Source organism: Embleya sp. NPDC001921 (assembly GCF_053594475.1).
This window is the reverse complement of sequence record NZ_JBSFEO010000023.1, coordinates 38136-53846: the sequence shown is the minus strand read 5'-3', so window position 1 is coordinate 53846 and position 15711 is coordinate 38136. Positions and strand designations below refer to the sequence as shown.

The 15711-nt window shown below is 73.3% G+C and carries 13 protein-coding genes; 6 read left to right on the top strand and 7 right to left on the bottom strand.

The window, feature by feature from the left end:
• Window positions 1-2: 2 nt before the first annotated feature.
• Window positions 3-845 (top strand): hypothetical protein, encoded by an 843-nt coding sequence (locus ACWCPW_RS25830; RefSeq protein ID WP_449763973.1) that lies wholly within the window; start codon window positions 3-5, stop codon window positions 843-845.
• Window positions 846-929: 84 nt separating this feature from the next.
• Window positions 930-2747 carry a serine/threonine-protein kinase gene (locus ACWCPW_RS25825; protein ID WP_449763972.1) on the top strand — a complete coding sequence of 606 codons (1818 nt, stop codon included), beginning with the start codon at window positions 930-932 and terminating at the stop codon, window positions 2745-2747.
• A gap of 63 nt (window positions 2748-2810) precedes the next feature.
• Here the strand turns inward: ACWCPW_RS25825 and ACWCPW_RS25820 are convergent, their stop codons facing one another.
• The 4 genes from ACWCPW_RS25820 to ACWCPW_RS25805 form a co-directional block, all read right to left on the bottom strand.
• Entirely contained in the window at window positions 2811-3521 is a 711-nt protein-coding gene (locus tag ACWCPW_RS25820; RefSeq protein WP_449763971.1) for an endonuclease/exonuclease/phosphatase family protein, read from the bottom strand.
• Window positions 3522-3653: 132 nt separating this feature from the next.
• Window positions 3654-4592 (bottom strand): ROK family glucokinase, encoded by a 939-nt coding sequence (locus ACWCPW_RS25815; protein ID WP_449763970.1) that lies wholly within the window; start codon window positions 4590-4592, stop codon window positions 3654-3656.
• A gap of 165 nt (window positions 4593-4757) precedes the next feature.
• A complete protein-coding gene (locus tag ACWCPW_RS25810) occupies window positions 4758-5216 on the bottom strand; it encodes a DUF5304 family protein (protein WP_449763969.1) in 459 nt (152 codons plus the stop codon).
• 197 nt (window positions 5217-5413) lie between these two features.
• Window positions 5414-6715: a glycosyltransferase 87 family protein gene (locus ACWCPW_RS25805; RefSeq protein WP_449763968.1), complete on the bottom strand. Its 1302-nt coding sequence runs from the start codon at window positions 6713-6715 to the stop codon at window positions 5414-5416.
• A 262-nt stretch (window positions 6716-6977) separates the two neighbouring features.
• On the opposite strand from ACWCPW_RS25805, the gene ACWCPW_RS25800 reads away from it, so the two are divergent.
• A complete protein-coding gene (locus ACWCPW_RS25800; RefSeq protein ID WP_449763967.1) occupies window positions 6978-8126 on the top strand; it encodes a glycosyltransferase family 4 protein in 1149 nt (382 codons plus the stop codon).
• Window positions 8127-8223: 97 nt separating this feature from the next.
• Here the strand turns inward: ACWCPW_RS25800 and ACWCPW_RS25795 are convergent, their stop codons facing one another.
• Window positions 8224-10029 (bottom strand): AMP-dependent synthetase/ligase, encoded by a 1806-nt coding sequence (locus tag ACWCPW_RS25795; protein WP_449763966.1) that lies wholly within the window; start codon window positions 10027-10029, stop codon window positions 8224-8226.
• Between the two features lie 416 nt (window positions 10030-10445).
• Between ACWCPW_RS25795 and ACWCPW_RS25790 the strand changes: the two genes are divergently transcribed.
• From ACWCPW_RS25790 to ACWCPW_RS25780, 3 genes are all read left to right on the top strand, one after another.
• A complete protein-coding gene (locus tag ACWCPW_RS25790; protein ID WP_395862334.1) occupies window positions 10446-11213 on the top strand; it encodes a metallophosphoesterase family protein in 768 nt (255 codons plus the stop codon).
• A gap of 126 nt (window positions 11214-11339) precedes the next feature.
• Window positions 11340-11774 carry an SRPBCC family protein gene (locus ACWCPW_RS25785; protein WP_449763965.1) on the top strand — a complete coding sequence of 145 codons (435 nt, stop codon included), beginning with the start codon at window positions 11340-11342 and terminating at the stop codon, window positions 11772-11774.
• Between the two features lie 7 nt (window positions 11775-11781).
• Window positions 11782-12966 (top strand): ArsA family ATPase, encoded by a 1185-nt coding sequence (locus ACWCPW_RS25780; protein WP_449763964.1) that lies wholly within the window; start codon window positions 11782-11784, stop codon window positions 12964-12966.
• 62 nt (window positions 12967-13028) lie between these two features.
• Here the strand turns inward: ACWCPW_RS25780 and ACWCPW_RS25775 are convergent, their stop codons facing one another.
• The gene (locus ACWCPW_RS25775; protein WP_449763963.1) at window positions 13029-14297 is read right to left on the bottom strand and encodes a M48 family metallopeptidase; all 1269 of its coding nucleotides are present in this window, start codon (window positions 14295-14297) and stop codon (window positions 13029-13031) included.
• A gap of 16 nt (window positions 14298-14313) precedes the next feature.
• Window positions 14314-15702, bottom strand: a complete 1389-nt coding sequence (locus ACWCPW_RS25770) for a hypothetical protein (protein WP_449763962.1) — start codon at window positions 15700-15702, stop codon at window positions 14314-14316.
• Window positions 15703-15711: the final 9 nt, after the last annotated feature.

The following is a 15711-nucleotide window of genomic DNA, read 5'->3' as shown; positions in this document are numbered from 1 at the left end:
CGGTGCGCGGACGTGGCAACGGACTCGACGCGGAGTCCTTCAAGCCCCTGACCGACCTCGATCCCGAGGCGGCGGACGTGATGCTGGTCGCCCTGCGGGACGCGGGGGTCGCGGCGTACGTCTCGACGTTGGAACCCCGGGATCCGGACGAGGAGCCCGAGGAGATCGAGCGCCTGTGGGTGGACGCGACGGCGACGTCGCGGGCCCGGGCGATCCTGCGCTCGCTGACCGAGCCGTCCTCGCCCCGGACCCGGGCCAAGGAGGCGGCGACCGGACCGGCGGACATCCCGCAGGTGGATCCACCGCGCGCGGAAGGCGCCGAGCGGGGCGGACGCACCGACCGGGGCGAACCCGAGTCGCCCGCCGAACGGCCGGGCGACGACGAGGTGTGGGCGCAGATCGTCGCGTCCTTCGACAACGACGTGGCCGACCCGGTCCCGCGCTGGCCGGTGGCCGAGGACCTGGGCGGCGAGCGGTCGGACCGGGACGAGCCGGGCGAGGGATCGTTCAGGGTCGGGCTGCCCGCGGCCGCGGGACCGCGCGACTACTCGCTCGCGCCGCCCGGGCCGCCGGTGATCGACGAGTTGCACGAGGACCCGGAGGAGCACTTCGTGCCGCCTCCGCCTCCGCCGCTGCCCAAGACCGACGCGGCCACCAAGATCGCCTGGATCGCGCTGGTCGGCGGTCCGCTGTATCTGCTCGTGTCGGTGCTGCTGGGCCGCGCGGTCGGACCGTGGACCTCGTTCGCCGCGTTCGCCGCGTTCACCGGCGGATTCGTCGCGTTGGTGGCCCGGATGCGGCGAGATCGGGACGAGGACGACCCGGACGACGGCGCCGTGGTCTGATTCGACCTCATGTGGCTTGTTCGCGACCGGTTCTGACGGGACGTCATCCCGCATTCGGGGTCCCGGTCCGGGTACCTTCCTTGCGTGGACGCGGATAACGAGGGACGCCTGATCGGCGGGCGCTACCTGCTCGCCGACCGACTCGGGCGAGGCGGCATGGGTGCGGTCTGGCGAGCTCGGGACGAGGTCCTGGGGCGCGAGGTCGCGGTGAAGGAGATGTTGCCGCAGCCCGGCGCGGACGAGGCCGACCGGGCCCGGCTGCGCGAGCGTGCGGCGCGGGAGGCCCGGGCCGCCGCGCGGCTGAGCCATCCCTCGGTGGTGCGCGTCTACGACGTGGTCGAGGAGGACGATCGGCCGTGGATCGTCATGGAGTTGGTCCCCTCGCGCTCGCTGGCCGAGGTGATCCGCGGCGACGGCCCGATGGCCGCCGACCGGGTCGCCGAGATCGGACTGACCATGATCGACGCGCTGCGCACCGCGCACGCGGCCGGGATCCTGCACCGCGACGTCAAGCCCGGCAACGTGCTGATCACGCTCGACGACCGGGCCGTGCTCAGCGACTTCGGCATCGCGGTGGTCGAGGGCGACTCGTCGGTCACCCAGTCGGGCGTGGTGCTCGGCGCGCCGGCGTACATCCCGCCGGAGCGGGCCAAGGGCCTGAGTCCGACGGCGGCTTCGGACCTGTGGTCGCTCGGCGCGACGCTGTACGCGGCGGTCGAGGGCAAGGCGCCGTTCGAGCGCTCGACGCCGCTCGCGACGCTGACCGCGATCGTCAGCGAGGACCCGGCGCCCGCCAAGCACGCGGGCGCGCTCGACCCGGTGTTGCGCGCGCTGTTGGCCCGCGAGCCGCAGGAGCGGCCGGACGCGGCGGAGGCCGAGGCGATGCTGCGCGACGCGCTGCGCGAGATCCGGGAGGAGAACGCGGCGACCCGGGCGCTGCCGATGCCGCCCGCACCGCCGCCGCCCCGGCCCGCGCCGGCGGCGGACCCGAAGGCGGAGTCGATACCCGCGGTGGTGCCCGCGGCGCGCGTCACCGACCCGGATTCGGACGAAATACCCCGGGGCGAGGTGGAGATGGCATCGCCACTCGTCGCCCCACCCGCGAAACCCGCCGATCCGGTCCGCGAGGACCGCCCGGCGCGCGCGTTCCCGTGGTTGCCGCTGCCCGCCGCGATCGCGGCCCTGGTGGTCTTCGGCGTCGCGGTGGGCCTGATCCTCTTCCTGATCGTCCCGGCCGACGACAAGAAGCCCAACGCGAAAGCCGGCAGCACCGACTCGGCCGGTCCGCGGACCACTCCCTCCCCACCGGCGTCGCCGAGCGGCGCCGCGTCCGCCCCGGCCGCGGCCAATCTCACCCAGCCGCCGAGCACCGAGCCCGAGCGAAGCGACCCGAGCGGCACGCCGGCACGGACCACGCCGCAGACCACACCACAGCAGCAGCCGCCGGTCGAGCCGAACGGCCTGCCGGCGGGCTGGACTTCGTACACCGGCTCGACCACGGCCTACCGGATCGGGCTGCCGCCGGGATGGAGCAAGGTCAAGACCGAGGGCTCGCAGGAGTTCTTCGCCAACGCGGAGCGCACGCTCAAGCTCAACGTGGACACCGTCGCCAGTTCACCGACCGACCCGGTCGAGGACTGGAAGAACCTGGAACCCGACGTCCGCGGCAATTTCCCGAACTACCAGCGGCTGAGCATCGAGAAGGCCGACTACCGCGACTACCGCGCCGCCGCCTGGCACTTCACCTACGGCAGCACCGTCAAGCACCACGTGCTCAACCTCGGCTTCACGGTCCCGTCCGGGCGCGGCTATTCGCTGTACCTGGACACCCCGGACGCGGTCTGGAACGACCCCGCCACCCAGGAGTTGCTGGCCGGCTTCAAGGCGAGCTTCCAGCCCTGACCCGCCCGCGCGATCCGAGCGGCCCGGCCCGGCTCCGGCCCACCCGCGCCGCCCCGTCCGCCGTCAGGCGATGGGCACCCGCAGGTCGGCCAGCACCGGGCGGTGGTCGGAGGCCGCGGTGTAGTCGGCGTCCGTGACGTCGTCGGGGACGCCGCACCCGAGCACCTCGATGCCCTTGGACACGAACACACCGTCCAACCGGCGACCGGGATCGCGGCGCGGCGAGGTGAACTCCGAGCCGCTGGGCGCGGTCGCGTAGCCGTCCTGCAACTCCTCGGCCAGCCGGTCCCACCCGGGCCGGCCGGCCGACTCGTTGAAGTCCCCGGCCAGCACCCGGTGTTCGACGCCGAGGCCGGCCAGTCGGCGAAGCACCAGTTCGGCCTGTTCGAGCCGCTCGGCGGCGTCCAGGCTCAGATGTGTACTGGCCACCGCGAACTCGGCGCCGCCGACCTCGACCACGGCGGTGGCCATGCCACGCTGATGCAGTCCGGGTGTCCGCGGCAACAGCACGTCGTTCGCCCGGCGTACGCGCACCCGCAGGCCGCCGAGCAGCAGCGGGCCGGACGCGGTGCCGCCGCCGGTGATCACCACCAGGCCGCACTCGCGCGCGAATCGGGCCACGGCGTGCCGCCAACGCAGGAACCGGGGCGCCTCCTGGACGCAGAGCAGGTCGGGCGCGCAGTGTCGGACGATCCGCACGAGGGCCTCGCGATCGTCGCGCAACGAGCGCACGTTGTACGACATGACCCGGATCTCACCGGTACCGACAGACACTGGAGCCCCCTTGCCCGGCTCGGACCGCCCGGCCCGAACCACGATCGACCAGCCATGCGTCCGCCCGCTCGTCGGGCGGCGATTGTCCGCGCGCGGGCGCGGTCCCGGTACCGCGCGTCGCCGCGACACCGGTCAGCGGCGGGCCAGGTCCGCCGCGCCGACCAGTCCCGCGTCGCTGCCCAGCGTGGCCACCACGACCTCGGCACCCAACCGGTGCCCTCGGCGCAACACGCTGCGATAGGTCTCCAGAGCCGGGACCAGCAGCAGGTCGCCCGCGTCGGAGACGCCGCCGCCGATGACGAACGCGGCGGGGTCCAGCACGGCGGACAGATCGGCCAGGCCCTGACCCAGCCAGGTGCCGAGTTCGCGGAAGGCGGCGAGCGCGACCGGGTCGCCGAGCAGCGCGGCCTGGGTGACGTGCGGGCCCTGGATCCCGGCGGGCGTGCCGTTGCCGAGCGCGAGCAGCTTCTCCGCCGCCTCGGGGATGCCCGCCGCGCGGTCGCGCGCGTAGCGGGTCAGCGCGCTGCCGCTGGCGTACTGCTCCCAGCAGCCGTAGTTGCCGCACGGGCAGGCGAGGCCGTTCGGGACCACCCGCATGTGTCCGGGCTCACCCGCTATCCCGCCGCCGCCCCGGTACAACTCGCCGCCGAACACGATCGCGCCGCCGATGCCGGTACCGACGGTCACACACATCACGTTGGTGTGGCCCGCGGCCGCGCCGAAGCGCACCTCGCCCCACGCGGCGGCGTTGGCGTCGTTCTCCACCACGACCGGGAGGCCGATCAGCGCCTCCATCCGGTCGCGCAGCGGCTCGCCGACCCACGCGCCGACATTGGCCGAGAACAGTACGGTCGATCGGTCCGCGCCGATGAATCCGGCCGCGCCGAGCCCGACCGCCTCCACGACGTGGTTCCGGCGCAGGGTGTTGACCGCCTCGGCGATCACCCGCGCGGTGCCATCGGCGTCCTTGGGGGTCGCGATCTTGAGCCGATCGAGGATCACCCCGTCGGCGTCGACCACGCCCGCGAGGATTTTGGTGCCACCGATGTCGACACCGATCGTGAGTCCCATGTCGTCCCAAGCTCGTTCGCGTGCATTGCCCGCAACGGATCGTACTGGTCCCTTCCCCGGGCCCACCCCACCCGTACGCCCGCAGGTCATGGTGGGGATACCCGGAAACGGGCGGTCGACCGGGGGCCCGCGGCGCCGGGGACGCGGCCCGGCGCGTGGGGCCGGTTATTCGTCGTCGAGCCGAATCCGCTCGCTCTCCGCCGGCCGCGCGGCCCACCGGCGCTCCCGGTCACCCACGAAGGCCCGGTACGCGGAGGCCAGCTCGGAACCGGCCGCGGCCAGGTGCGCGGCGACCTCGGGATGCCTGCGCACCACCTGCTCGCGTACCGCCCCGGCCTGCTCCACGAGCGTCTCGGCCAACCTGCGCGCCTCCTCCGCCAACCGCGCGGCGGGCGCGTCGTCCCCCTTGTCGGCCCCGCTCAACGACTCGGCGAGCCTGCGGGCCTCCTCCCCGAGCCGCGCCCAGGGATCGACCCGCTCGCCACCGTCACGCTCCGTGTGCGCCCCTGCGTCGGCGGAGCCGGCATCCGCCTCGGCCGGCGGCACCCGGTCCGTGTTGTCCGCCCACGCGTCCGCACCGTCCCCGGCCGCGCCCTTGCCCGTCACCCGCTCGTCTCGGTCCATCCGACGCATTGTCCGCGCTCGCGCACCCCAACGCGAACAGAACCCCGCGCGAACGATCCGAGACCGCAAGCCCAACCAGACCGTCACCGAACCCGCGCACCCCCGCGAGGCACGGAATCGATCAGCGGAATCGAGCCCGGGAGTCGAGCCGGGAAACGAGCTTCGGGACGGCCGCGGCTCCCCCGTGCCGAACCTTCCTAGACCGAGCTCTCCGCCGGCCGCCGACCGGCACCGACCGTCGCGGCCGGATCCGGGGCCCGGGCCACGACCGCGTCCTCGACGGCCCGACCCGCCCGCCACAACCGCCGTCCCGACACCACCGTCGCCGCCACCAGCAGCGCGTTGCGCAGCCCCAGGGCCAGCACCGCGTGCGGCTGGGAGCCGATCAACTCGCCGAACCAGATCGGGAATTCGAGCACGGTCAGCGGCATCGCGCAGAGCAGCAGGACGGCTACCGGACGCTGCGTGGTGTCCGGCCGCACCAGGCACACCGCCGCCAGGCCGATCAGCCACACCAGGTACTGCGGGCTGATCACCCGGCTGGTCACCACGAAGATCAGCACCGCGCACAGCGCCGCGTCGCACGCCGTCGTGTCGGTGAACCGGCGGGCCCGCACCCGCCACAGCAGCAACCAGCCGAAGCCGAGCACGGTGGCGACCAGGCTGAGCCGGCCGACCGCCGAGACGTACGGGCCGTGGAACTCCAGCGAGCCGTAGCTCTCCTGGACCCGGCCGCTCCAGCCGAGCCGGGCCGCGACGTGGAAGGGCAGCGCGAACACCGACTCGACCTCGATGCCGCGTTCGCGCTGGTAGCCCAGGAACGCGAAGGCGCCGGGCAGCGCGACGGCGAAACCGAGCACCACGGCCGCGCCGCCGAGCAGGGTCCAGCCGTACACCCGGGCCGTCCGGCCCCGCCCGCGCAGTCCGACGAAGATCAGCACCGGCCATACCTTTATCGCCGCCGCGACGCCCGCGAGCAGGCCCGCGAGCCGGTTGCGGTCGGTGCGCCGCCCGCCGATCAGCAGCAGCGCGGCCACCGTCGGCGCGGTCACCGCGAGGTCGTAGCGGGCCAGGACTATCGGCCCCAGCAGCGGCACCGCCACCACCCACAGGGCCGCGCCGTACGGCGAGCCGCCGCGCGGGATCGTCCGGGCCAGCAGCCACAACACCACCGCGTCGGCGGCGACCATCAGCAGGTAGACCGATGTCGCGTAGTCGAACGGCAACAATCCGGGCAGCAGCAGCACTCCCGCCGCGCCCGGCGGGTACTGCCAGCGCACGTCGTCCACCGGGAAGGTCCCCGAGCGCAGCACGTGGAACCACTCGCGATAGATGGCCCGCGCGTCGCCGGTCACGAACGGCCACGGGTTGGGCAGCACGTCCATCGCGGTCAGCAGCAGCGGGATTCGGGTCACCGCCCAGACGAGCGCGAGCGTCCACGGGGCACCCGACGGGGTCCGAAGCGCGTTCCGGACACGGTGCGACTGCGGAGGGCTCACCGTCGGATCGTATCGAGGCGCCCGGGTCGATCCGGGCGTATCGGCGACGCGGCCGGGTCCGCGCGTCGCGGTCCGGGCGCCCCGATCATGCCGTCCCGGTTTCTCGGTCGTGCCGTCCCCACCCCTTCATCGTGCGATCCGAGGCCCTCCGATCGCGCGGGCCCGCCGGCCTCGATCGTGCGGCCCGGGATCCCCGATCGTGCGACCGGGATCCCCGATCGTGCGATCCGCGGCGAGGATTCCCCGTCTGGGATCCTCGTTCGTGATGAAGACCTTGATCGTCACCAACGACTTCCCGCCGCGCCCCGGCGGCATCCAGTCCTTCGTGCACTCCATGGCCCTGCGGCTGCCGGCGGACGGCGTCGTGGTCTACACGTCGTCGTGGAAGGACCGGGCGGAGATGGCCGCGTTCGACGCTGAGCAGCCCTTCCCGGTGGTGCGCGACCGCACTCCGATGCTGGTGCCCACGCCCGGCGCGGTCCGCCGGGCCCGCGAGATCGCCCGCGCCGAGGGCTGCGACACCGCGTGGTTCGGCGCGGCGGCGCCGCTGGGCCTGATGGCGCCCCGGCTGCGCGCGGTCGGCGTCGAGCGACTGGTGGCCACCACACACGGGCACGAGGCCGGCTGGGCGGTGCTCCCGGGCGCGCGGCAATTGTTGCGGCGGATCGGCGAGGGGGTGGACACGGTCACCTACCTGGGCGAGTACACGCGCGGAAAGATCGCGCCCGCGCTCACCCCCGCGGCGGCCGCCCGGATGGTGCAACTGCCGCCCGGCGTGGACGAGAAGGTCTTTCGCCCCGACGTCGGCGGGGCCGAGGTGCGGGCCCGGCACGGGCTGGGCGATCGTCCCGTGGTGGTGTGCGTGTCGCGGCTGGTCCCGCGCAAGGGCCAGGACGTACTGATCCAGGCGCTGCCCCGGATCCGGCGCCGGGTGCCGGACGCCGCGCTGCTGATCGTGGGCGCCGGGCCGTACCGGGACCGGCTGGAGGCGATGGTCGACGAGGTCGGGATGCGCGACTCGGTGGTGTTCACCGGCGCGGTCCCGTGGGCCGAGCTGCCCGCGCACCACGAGGCCGGCGACGTGTTCGCGATGCCGTGCCGGACCCGGCGCGGGGGGCTGGACGTCGAGGGCCTGGGCATCGTCTACCTGGAGGCGTCCGCGGTGGGTCGGCCGGTGGTCGCGGGCGACTCGGGCGGCGCGCCGGACGCGGTCCTGGACGGCGAGACCGGTTACGTGGTGAACGGCCGCTCGCCCGCCGCGGTCGCCGACAAGGTGGCGGGCCTGCTGGCCGACCCGGCCGAGGCGGCCCGGATGGGCGCGGCGGGACGGCGCTGGGTCGAGCGGGAATGGCGCTGGGACCTGCTGTCGGGGCGGCTGCGCGGGCTGCTGGACCCGGACCGGGCGGGCTGAGCCGCGACACGCCGAAGGCGGGCGGCCCGGGATTTCCCCGGGCCGCCCGCCTTCGATGTCGCGAGCGCCTGTCGGCGAGGTCGAGCGGGCTCGGGGCTCAGCCCTCGTAGATCTTCTCGATGTCCTGCTCGAAGTCCCGCAGCACGAGGTTGCGCTTGAGCTTGAGGGACGGCGTCACGTGGCCGCTCTCCTCGGTGAAGTTGATGGTCAGCACGCGGAACTTGCGCACGCCCTCGGCCCGCGAGACGGCCTTGTTGCCCTCGTCGATCGCGTCCTGGACGGCGGCCAGCAGGTCCGGGTCCTCGGCGAGGTCGGCGACCGTCGCGTCGGCGGGCTTGCCGTGCTGCTCCTTCCAGGTCGGGAAGGCCTCCGGGTCGATGGTGATCAGCGCGCCGACGAACGGCCGGCGGTCGCCGACCACCATGCACTCGCTGATCAGCGGGTGCGCGCGGATCCGGTCCTCGATCACGGCCGGCGCGATGTTCTTGCCGCCCGCGGTGACCAGGATCTCCTTCTTGCGTCCGGTCACGGTCAGGAAGCCGTCGTCGTCGAGCACGCCGATGTCGCCGGTGCGGAACCAGTCGCCCTCGAACACGTCGGCGGTGGCCGCCTCGTTCTTCCAGTAGCCGGTGAACACGTTCGGGCCCTTGGCCAGGATCTCGCCGTCCTCGGCGATCCGTACCGCCGAACCGGGCACCGGCCGGCCGACCGAGCCGATCCGGATCCCGACGGCCGGGTTGACCGTGTGCGCCGCGCACGTCTCGGTCAGGCCGTAGCCCTCCAGGACGGTGAAGCCGATGCCGCGGAAGAAGTGCCCGAGGCGGGTGCCCAGGGGTGCGCCGCCGGAGATCGCGTGGGTGGCCTGGCCGCCCAGCGCCGCGCGCAGCTTGCCGTAGACCAGCTTGTCGAACACCTTGTGCTTGAGCTTGAGGCCCAGGCTGATGCTCGCCGCGTCCATGCCCTCGCTGTAGGCGATCGCCGTCTCGGCGGCCATGTCGAAGATCTTGCCCTTGCCGTCGGCCTGCGCCTTGGCCGAGGCCGCGTTGTAGACCTTCTCGAACACGCGGGGCACCGCGAGCACGAAGGTCGGCCGGAAGGACGCCAGTTCCGTGGTCAGCTCCTTGACGTCCGGACAGTGCCCGACCCGTACGCGTGCCATCACGCAGCCGATCTCCAGGATCCGGCCGAGCACGTGCGCGAGCGGCAGGAACAGCAGGCAGCTCGACTTCTCCGGAATGAACAGTTGCTCGAGCAGCGCGACCACGTTGCCCAGCTCGGCCTGGAAATTGCCGTGGGTGAGGATGCAGCCCTTGGGCCGCCCGGTGGTCCCGGAGGTGTAGATGATGGTCGCGACCGAGTCGGCGCGCAGCGTCGCGCTGCGCTCCTCGACCACGGCGTCGGCCACATCGCGCCCGCCGGCGGTGAGCGCGGCCACCGCGGCCTCGCCGTCGCCCTCGTCGATCCGCCAGACGTGCTTGAGCTCGGGCAGCCGCTCGCGCGCCCGCTCGACCGCGCCCTCGTGCGCCGTGTTCTCCACGATCACCGCACGCGCGCCCGAGTCGGACAGGATCCACTCGAGTTGTTCGGCCGAGGAGGTCTCGTAGATCGGGACCGAGATCGCGCCCGCGCACCAGATGGCGAAGTCGATCAGCGTCCACTCGTAGCGTGTGCGCGACATCAGGCCGATCCGGTCGCCGGGCTCGATGCCCGCCGCGATCAGGCCCTTGGCGACCTCGTACACCTCGGCCAGGAACCGGGTCGAGGTCACATCGGTCCAGCGTCCGCCCACCTTGCGGGCGAGCGCCGCGGCATCCGGTGCCTCCGCGGCATTGCGCTTGATGAGGTCGGTCAGGTTTCCCTCGGCGGGAACCTCGGCCAGGGCCGGGACGCTGCACTCGCGCACTGATGCTCCTCGTTGCGGTCTCGGCGCCGGGGTTCGGCGCTGCCGTTTGCCGTTGTCTGTGTCGCCGGCGGGTCGTACTCGCCGGTGGGTCTCGCCGGTCCGTCTCCGGTCCGTCTCTTCGGTGGGTCTCGTCGGTGCGGCTCGTCGGTGGCTCTTGCCGTTTCGTTGACGGGGAGCAGACGTTACTGGCAAGTAGGTCCGGGGGACAGAGGTCCCGATGATCCTGTGCCCCGTCTCACGCCGCGGACAAGCCCACGCCCGGATCGACTCGGATCCCGTGCGGACGCCCGGTGCCCATCCGTCCCGATTCGGTCGTGCATGTCGAGAGTATCGATTCATCGCCGACGACGGGTGTGACGGAGGCAACCCCGCCGCGCCGTCGGTTTCGGTTCCGGCCCGTCAGTACAGTGACCGGCATGCGGGTCCACGTGGTGAGCGACGTCCACGGCGCTGCCGAGGCACTCGCCCACGCGGGCGACGGCGCCGACGCCCTGGTGTGCCTGGGCGACCTGGTGCTCTTCCTCGACTACCACGATCTGGACCGGGGCATCTTCACCGACCTGTTCGGCGTGGAGAACACCCGCAGGCTGCTCGCGCTGCGCAACGCCCGCCGGTTCACCGAGGCCCGGGAGTTCTCCGGGGCGTTGTGGGCGGGCGTGCCGGGCGGGGCCCGCGCGGCGATCGAGGAGGCGGTGCGCCGGCAGTACGCCGCGCTGTTCGCGGCCTTCCCGACGCCCACGTACGTGACCTACGGCAACGTCGACGTGCCCGACCTGTGGCCGGACTACGCGCGGGAGGGCGTGACCGTGCTGGACGGCCAGGTGGTCGAGATCGGCGGTCGCACCTTCGGCTTCGTCGGCGGCGGGCTGCGCACCCCGATGCACACGCCGTACGAGATCTCCGACGAGGAGTACGCGGCCAAGGTCGCCGCGGTCGGTCGGGTCGACGTGTTGTGCTGCCACATCCCGCCCGCGGTCCCGGACCTGACCTACGACGTGGTCGCGCGCCGGTTCGAACGCGGCAGCGAGGCGGTGCTGCGGGCCATCCACGAGACCGGACCGGACCTGGTGTTGTTCGGTCACGTGCACCAGCCGCTGCGGGCGCGGATGCGGATCGGGCGTACCGAATGCGTCAACGTGGGGCATTTCCAGGCCACCGGGAAACCGTACGTCCTCACCTGGTGAGCCGGTGCCACGTACGCGCAGGTCGGGCACGATAGCCTTCGAGCGGATCGGCTGTACCCAAGCATCCGGTGATGTTTGTCCGGGACAGCCACAACGGCTACGCGAGCTTCCGGAGGACTCCTCACGATGGCTGAACGGACCAGCTCGACCATCACGATCGACGCCACGCCGGCCGAGGTCATGGCCGTCATCGCGGGGTTCGAGGGCTATCCCGAGTGGACCGGCGAGGTCAAGGAGACCGAGGTCCTCGAGATCGACGAGGCGAGCGGGCGCGCGGTGCGCGTGCGGTTCAAGCTCGACGCGGGCGTGATCAGCGACGAACACGTGCTCGGCTACACGTGGGACGACGACCGCGAGGTGCGCTGGACCCTGGTGACCAGCCAGATGCTCAAGGCGCTCGACGGTCGCTACGCGCTGCGCCCGATCAGCGGCGGCACCGACGTCACCTACGAACTGACCGTGGACGTCAAGATCCCGATGTTGGGCATGCTCAAGCGCAAGGCGGAGAAGGTCATCATCGATCGCGCCCTGACCGGGCTCAAGAAGCGCGTCGAGAGCTGACCCGGCGGTGACGCGGGTCCTGTTGGTCACCGGCCTGCCGGGAGCCGGACGCACGACCGTCGCGGCGGCGACGGCGGTCGCCTCGGCACGGGCCGGGCGACGCACGCTGCTGCTCGCCGCCGACGGCACGCGGGACGTGGACGCGGTCCTGGACGTGCCGGTGGGCACCGACGCGTACGACGTGCTGCCGAACCTGACCGTGCGGCGGGTCGGCGCGCGAGCCGAGTTCGAACGCGAGTTCCTGCTGGTCCAGGGCCAGTTGGGCGCGGCCCTCGCGGTGGTCGGGGTGGATCCGCTGGATCCCGAGGAGATCACCGTGCTGCCCGGGGCCGGCGATGTGCTGGCGCTGCGGGTGCTCGCGCGGGCGGTCGGCGCGCGGCGCCACGAGCTGATCGTGGTCGACCTGCCGGCCGTCGAGCGCGCGGTGCCGGCGCTGGCGCTGCCGGAGGGGCTGGCCCGCTACCTGGATCGCCTGTTGCCGGTGGAGCGGCAGGCGGCACGGGCGCTGCGGCCGGTGCTGGCGGCGGTCGCCGGTGTGCCGATGCCCGAGGACTGGGTCTACGACACGGCCCGGCGGGTGACCGCCGAGTTGGAGGTGCTGCGCTCGCTGGTGGCCGCGCCGACGACCACGGTGCGCGTGGTGCTGCGCCCCGGGACGGTCGCGCTGGCGGCGGCGCGCCGGGCCGCCTCGGCGCTCGCGCTGTACGGGCACCGGATCGAGGACGTGATCGTGAACGGGGTGGGCGCCGCCGACTCGCCCGATCCGGCGGTGCGTTCGCGGGCCGAGGTGGCCCGGGAGACGGTGGACGCGCTGTGCGCGCTGTTCCCGCGGGTGCCGTTGGCGCAGATCCCGGCGCTGGCCGCCGAGCCGCTGGGCGCGGCCGAACTCGCGGACCTGGCAGCCCACTTCGGCCCGGTACGCCCGAGCGGCCCGGCCGAGGACGAGCACCTGATCGAGCGCGACGGCGAGCGGCTGTCGCTGCTGCTGCCGCTGCCGGGCACCGATCGCGACGACCTGGACCTGCTCCGGCGCGGCGACGAACTGGTGATCACGGTGGGCCCGAACCGCCGCCTGATCAAGCTTCCGTCGGCGCTGCGACGCTGTGTCATCGAGGGCGCGGGCCTGCGGGACGGCATGCTGCGCGTGCGCTTCGTCCCGGACCCGGCGGTGTGGATGCGCTCGTCGTCGTAGCGGCGACGAGGACGCCGGCGCCCGTGCCGATCCGGGCGGATCCCGGGCCGGCCGCAGCCGACCTATCCCTTCCCGTGCAGCCGTTCCCAGTCGCGCGCGAGCGCGATGCGCTCGGGAGCGGACGGGTGTGAGGCGAACAGGAACTGCAGGATCGGATTCGGGGTGACGTTGGAGCGGTTGGCCACCGCCAGGCTGTGTTGCATCCGGATGAAGGCCTCCGGGTCGCGGGTCAGGTCGAGCGCGTGCACGTCGGCGCGGGCCTCCAGGCGACGGCTGATCAACATCTCGCCGGGTCCGGCCAGCGTGCCGATCACCGCGACCGCCGCGAGCAGCAGGGCCAGCGAGCGCGGATCGCCCGCGTCGTCCGCGCCCGCCCGGCGCAGCAGCGGCGCGCACGTCATCAGCAGGCCGAGCGCGCAGACGCCCGCCGCGAGCGCCGCCGCGCCGATCAGCGTGCCGTGCAGCACGTCGTTGCGCTTGGCGTGCCCCAACTCGTGCGCGGCGATCAGCTCCACCTCGCGCGGATCCGCGTCCCGCACGGTCGTGTCGTAGACCACGATCCGCCGGGTCGAGCCGAATCCGGACACGTACGCGTTGAGCGCGGTGGTCCGCTTCGACGCGTCCGCGACCAGCACGTCGCGTACCGGCACCCCGTCCCGCTCGGCCAGTTGCATCAGCGACGTGCGCAGCTCTCCGTCCGGCATCGAGTGGAACTTGTTGAACGCCGGTTCCACCACCAGCGGGTACAGGAACGAGATCGCCACCACGAGCAGCGCGCCGGCGCCCGCCGCGAGCAGCCAGCCGGCCCGAGGCAGCGCGCGGATCAGCGCGTACAGCCCGAGCACGACCACCAGCAGCAGCCCGGTGGACATCGCGAAGCCCTTGGCCAGGTCCAGCCACCAGCTCCCCCACGACTGCACGGACAGCCCGTATCGGCGCCGGACCACCTCCAGGCGGGCCGCGAACGGCAACGTCGCCAGCCGGCCGATCAGGACCAGCACCAGGCCGCCGAGCAGGATCCGCCACGCCCATCCGCCGCCGAGCGGGCGGGCGACCGCCTCGATGATCCGCGCGCCGGCGGGGGTGAGTCCGAGCACGAGGGAGACCACCAGCGACAGCGCCATGGACAGGTAGGCGGGCGGGCGCGCGGCCCGGGCCAGCGAGCGGCCCCGGGCGATCTCGGCGGCGGTGAAGTCCCGGGCCGCGTCCGGGTGGGTGAAGCCGCCGGGCGGCTCGGCCAGCGGGCGCCACGGCGTGGTCACCACGATCGCCACCAGCAGCACCACGCCGGTGCACACCAGGCAGATCAGCAACAAGCGCTGGACCGACATGCCCGCCACGCCCCCGTCATCCGGCCTGCGTCCGCAGGTAGTCGAGCCACGTCCTGGTGAAGGAGTCGGGGTTGGTGCCCAGGACGGACACCATCGCCGACGCGAGCGCCGAGGCCGAGTCGGGCGCGTCGACCCCGGGCGGCCGTTCGGCGCCGACCGTACGGTACAGGTCGACCAGCTTGGCCTCGCCCCACCGCTCCGCGATCAGTTTGCACGCCAGCCAGCCCATCTCGTACGCCTGGGGCAGGTCCTCCTGCGTGGTCTCGAAGCTCGCGTCGGCAGGCAGCCGCACGGGCATCTTGCCCGCCTTGACGTCGCGGCGCAGTTCGGGAGCCGCCGTGCGCATCGTCTGCGCCGAGTCGAGGTAGCCGACGTAGTCCGCGAAGCCCTCGGAGAGCCAGGTCGGCGTCCAGGCCCGAGTGAACGCGCGGCTCGCCACGTGGGTGATCTCGTGCGTCATCACCACCCGGCGCTCCAGGTCGCCCAGCTCGCGGAACGCGTCCGGATTGACGATCACCCGGTCCGCGGCCGCCGCGTCCGCCGCCGCGCCGCGTTCACCGGTGGTCACCGCCGCGATCTTGGCGTACTTGCCCGGTTCGGCGCCCAGCAGTCGGGCCATCTGCGCCTGGGTGCCGGGCACCACGACGACCGTACGCCCGGGCCAGGACTCTCCCCAGACCGCGCTGACCCGGGGGACCGCCTTGTCCGCGATGTCGGCGAACTCGCGCATCACGTCGCGCGTACCGATCCCGAGCACCGTGCTGTGCGCGCCCTGCACGACCGTGACCGGCCCCAGGTCCCACACCTGGGCCGGGGTGCGCATCCCGGTCGCGGCGCCGTCGGTGTCGGCCGCCAGGTACCACGTGCCCGCGCGCAGCACGAAGGTCAGGTATTGCGGCACCCGCACGGGAGCCACGTCGTGTCCGGTGATCCGGTAGAGGAGGTCGACGTGCGCGGTGAGCACGGGGGCGCCCAGCGCGCTCTCGCGCGTGGCGGAGAGCTCGAACGCGTCGGGGGTGACGACCTCGTACTCCCACCCGGCGAACGGCACCTCGGCGATGTTGTCGAAGACGCCGGTCTGGGACTGCCGGAACTCGGCGTTCTGCGGGTCCAGGGTGTTCGTGAACGCCTCGCGGTCTCGGGACAGGACCGCGCTGGATCGCCGCTCCAGCAGCGCCCCGATCGCTATCCGGCGCGCGTTCGCGTGTTGTTCGTCGCCGTCCGCGGTGGTCCGGCCCGGGGTTTTCGAGGCCTCGGAGTGGGCGCGCGGGGGCGCGTCGGTCACCGTGTCCGCGATGAACCGGGTGACCCCGAGGACGGCCCCGAGCTGGGCGAGCGCACACACCACGATCAGGACCGGCAGCAGGCTGCGGATCCGGCGCGCGGCCCGATTCGGGTCATCCACCGGTCGATC

Excerpts from the sequence above, each read along its gene's own strand:
- ACWCPW_RS25775 (WP_449763963.1), bottom strand. The coding sequence starts at position 14,297 with ATGTCGGTCCAGCGCTTGTTGCTGATCTGCCTGGTGTGCACCGGCGTG.
- ACWCPW_RS25815 (WP_449763970.1), bottom strand. The coding sequence starts at position 4,592 with ATGGGACTCACGATCGGTGTCGACATCGGTGGCACCAAAATCCTCGCG.
- ACWCPW_RS25810 (WP_449763969.1), bottom strand. The coding sequence starts at position 5,216 with ATGGACCGAGACGAGCGGGTGACGGGCAAGGGCGCGGCCGGGGACGGT.
- ACWCPW_RS25785 (WP_449763965.1), top strand. The coding sequence starts at position 11,340 with ATGGCTGAACGGACCAGCTCGACCATCACGATCGACGCCACGCCGGCC.
- ACWCPW_RS25790 (WP_395862334.1), top strand. The coding sequence starts at position 10,446 with ATGCGGGTCCACGTGGTGAGCGACGTCCACGGCGCTGCCGAGGCACTC.